Source organism: Baaleninema sp., from assembly GCF_049974805.1.
GTDB lineage: Bacteria > Cyanobacteriota > Cyanobacteriia > Cyanobacteriales > Geitlerinemataceae > Baaleninema.
Genome location: NZ_JBNGCO010000206.1, coordinates 1 through 3,772, shown reverse-complemented (window position 1 = coordinate 3,772; position 3,772 = coordinate 1). Strand labels below are relative to the sequence as shown.

Here is a 3,772-nt window from a genome sequence, read left to right as displayed (position 1 = left end):
CCAAATCGCGAGGTTTGGGAATCACCGCCCTTCCTTCGGCGGTGAGGATGTCAAATAAAATCCTACGGGGGAAACGCTTTCTAAGTTCCCGATTCGCAGGCGATCGCCATCGATCCCGATGGGGGAGTCGATCGCACCTGCGATCGCGGAAACACCCGTACCGCAGTTTGGGCAACGGAAAGCTGAACCCGCGCCCCGACGGGCAACACCGACGGTTCGGAACTGCGAGCGTGGAGACATTGACCCGAGGGCATCATCAAACAATAGCGGTGTTCCCGTCCGAGAAACTGTCGGTCGCGAACGGCAATGTTTCCAGTTTCGTCAGGTTTGAGGACGATATCTTCCTCGCGAACCATCAGTTCGCCGATGTCGTCTGAGAGTTCCTCCGTTGCAGACACTTCAAATTCTCCCATTTCCGTTTCCCAACGAGAACCGTTGCGGCGAGCGTCGAGAAAGTTCGCTTGGGTGACGAACTCCGCCACGAATCGAGAGGCGGGTTCGCGATAAATCTCCTCGGGGGTTCCCAATTGTTCGAGACGCCCTTGGCGCATGACGCCTACCACGTCGGAAATCGCCATGGCCTCTTCTCGATCGTGGGTGACGAAAATGGCCGTGGTTCCCGTGGCTTTGAGGATGTTACGGATTTCGTTGCGCAGGTACAACCGCACCTGAACGTCGAGATTGCTTAAGGGTTCGTCGAGGAGCATCAACACCGGACGGGGCGCTAAGGCTCGGGCTAGGGCGACGCGCTGTCGCTGTCCGCCAGAGAGTTGGTGAGGGTAGCGGTTGTTCAAGCCTTCGAGATCGACCAGGGCGATCGCTTCGCGCACGCGGCGATCGATCTCGCTGGGTTTGAGTTTGAGTTTTTTCAAGCCGAACGCGATGTTCTCGGCGATGCTGAGATGGGGAAACAGGGCAAATTCTTGGAAAACCATGCCCAAGTTGCGCTTTTCCGGGGGGAGCGATCGACCCCGACCCGCGACCACTCGTCCGTCTAGAACAATCTGACCGCGATCGACGGTGTCGAAGCCCGCCACCAGTCGCAGTAGAGTCGTTTTACCACAGCCTGACGGTCCGAATAACGACAGAATTTGACCCGGGTATAGCGTCAAGTCGATGGATTCAACGGCAGGAACGGCGGTTTGGGGATATTGTTTGCAAACCCCTTCCAGCTTGAGGATTTCGGAGGTCATAGGCGATCGATCGCGGTGCAGGAGCTGAATCAACGCAACAAATTACAAATTCTCTCAATTAGAATAGCAACAAGATGGCAAATCTTCCAAAAAGTTTTTGTAAAGACGGACGTGGCTGATTGGAGCTTTAAGGACTAAAAAATAAGGGTTTCTTGACGGCGTGGTGGCGGCAGACACGACGGTATCTCGGGTTCTCGTCTTTGCAAGTCGAGCCTGTTATTGAGAGTGAGTCTTATTTGTTCGTCGGTCTCCCTTGACGAACCGTTGGCGGAAGCGGTGCGGTACGCTGTCGCTCAGTCTCCTTCGCGGAAGCGGTGCGGCGTACTTTCGTCTTTTTCGTTCCAATCCTCTCGTTCGAACAAGACATACATACAGAGTGCCAATCCCACAAAACCGAACGAAGACAGCACCGATTGCCAAACCGCTTGGGGAAGATGCCCTTCGGGGGCTTCGTCCGTATAGTTCGCGCGATCGAAGTCGAACCACTTCCCCCCACTCACCCACTGAGCGCGGGTGCCGACGGCTCCGTATTCTCCGTCCGCCTCGCGATAAAATCGTTGTTGGACGCGAAATCCAAACCGTCCGTCACTGTAGGTTTGCCACAAGCGATCGATCGATCGCAACTTATCCGTCGAGAGAGATTCCCAATCGTCAATTTCCAAATATCCCCGTTGTTCGGCACCAGCGGTTCGTAACAACAACCGTAGCGTTTCGCGATCGGCCGCTTCGTACTTACCCTGACTCAAAAGTTCTTCCAAACGAGACAAATCGATCGATTTCGGAGGAGACGGAGGCGAAGCCAAACTTGACAGCGACGCCGCTTCCACCGTAGGACGCTGACTCGTTGCCAGTTCGCCAACACTGCGACGCGCGAACTCTCGTTCCCGCCGCCGGCGCGATCGCCGTTCGAGATACAGTTTACCGACAACCCACACCAAACCCAGCGCGATCGCCACCATCACAGCGATCCATTCCATACTGCCCCAATTCCCAAAATTTCCTCTAACAGTCTATCGGAATACAATTGCCTTTTTTCCGCTCTCCAGAATTCCCACTCTATGCCCTACCCCTGAAACAGCTTCGCCCAGGAATTAGACTTTTCGGAAGTTCTGAAATCCTTATAGGGAATTCCCGAGTTCAGGCCGGGAAGTAGTCAAAGTTGGCTGTTGGCGACTCACTGAAAAAGGGGTAGGCCCCAAGGCACTACCCCTAAAATTTCCTTCGGTTAACGTCAGATGCGACGCCAGTTAAACGCTGGACTAAGCGGAAACCGCAGATTTGGTTTTCGCAGCCAGTTCGCCGCTTGCATATTTCGCCGCAAATTCATCCAGGGGAATTTGCTTGATTTTCGTAGCGTTACCAGCAGTGCCGAAAGCATCGTAACGTTTCGCGCAAACTTGCTTCATGTACTTGATGGACGGTTTCATGAAGTGGCGGGGGTCGAAGTTAGACGGATCTTTCGCCGCCGCTTCGCGAATCGCCGCCGTGATAGCCAAACGGTTGTCAGTGTCGATGTTGACTTTGCGGACACCGCTCTTGATGCCTTTTTGAATTTCTTCGAGAGGCACGCCGTAGGTTTCGGGAATTTGACCGCCGTATTGGTTGATCATATCCAACCACTCTTGCGGCACAGAGGAAGAACCGTGCATGACCAAGTGGGTGTTGGGCAGACGGCTGTGAATTTCTTCAATGCGGCTGATCGCCAGAATTTCACCCGTAGGTTTGCGGGTGAACTTATAGGCGCCGTGGCTGGTGCCGATGGCAACTGCCAGAGCGTCTACTTGAGTTTGTTCGACGAATTGAACCGCTTCGTCGGGATCGGTCAGCAGTTGTTCGCGGCTGAGGACGCCTTCTGCACCGTGACCGTCTTCTTTGTCGCCTTTACCGGTTTCGAGAGAACCGAGGCAGCCCAGTTCGCCTTCGACGCTGACGCCGATGGAGTGAGCTACGTCAACGACGGTTTTGGTGACGTTCACGTTGTACTCGAAGCTGGCGGGAGTTTTCGCATCGGCTTCGAGGGAGCCGTCCATCATCACGCTGGTGAAACCGTTGCGGATGGCAGAGTAGCAGGTGGCGGGGCTGTTACCGTGGTCTTGGTGCATCACCACGGGGATGTGGGGATAGGTTTCGACCGCAGCCATCACCAAGTGACGCAGGAAGTTTTCACCCGCGTACTTACGCGCACCGCGAGATGCCTGGAGAATCACGGGGCTGTTGGTTTCATCAGCCGCTTGCATGATCGCCAGGATCTGCTCCATATTGTTGACGTTGTACGCCGGGATACCGTAACCGTTTTCTGCCGCGTGGTCGAGCAGCAGGCGCATGGGGACTAACGCCATAAACTTCCTCCTGTTAAATTCCGCTTTCCGAGCTAGCGTTTATCAAACTAGCAAGTTGATTACAACAATATTAAGATAAATTTCATCCGTTGGCGAATAATTACAATATATCGATCGAAATATCGATCTCGGCCGAGCTGGGTTAAGGAAATCTGACTCGGGGTCGATCGCAAGCCCAGGGCAACGTTGACGTTCTCCCCCGCCTAAAGGCAGGGGGATTCATCGTTCTACGAGTCTCCG

3 protein-coding genes are annotated in these 3,772 nt (G+C 54.4%); all 3 read right to left on the bottom strand.

Annotated elements, in window-relative coordinates:
- Positions 1–80: 80 nt before the first annotated feature.
- Entirely contained in the window at positions 81–1,193 is a 1,113-nt protein-coding gene (locus tag ACP5D4_RS21240; RefSeq protein WP_428013601.1) for an ABC transporter ATP-binding protein, read from the bottom strand.
- A gap of 293 nt (positions 1,194–1,486) precedes the next feature.
- Positions 1,487–2,170 carry a GUN4 domain-containing protein gene (locus ACP5D4_RS21235; protein WP_428013600.1) on the bottom strand — a complete coding sequence of 228 codons (684 nt, stop codon included), beginning with the start codon at positions 2,168–2,170 and terminating at the stop codon, positions 1,487–1,489.
- A 282-nt stretch (positions 2,171–2,452) separates the two neighbouring features.
- Positions 2,453–3,532, bottom strand: a complete 1,080-nt coding sequence (fba, locus tag ACP5D4_RS21230) for a class II fructose-bisphosphate aldolase (protein WP_428013599.1) — start codon at positions 3,530–3,532, stop codon at positions 2,453–2,455.
- Positions 3,533–3,772: the final 240 nt, after the last annotated feature.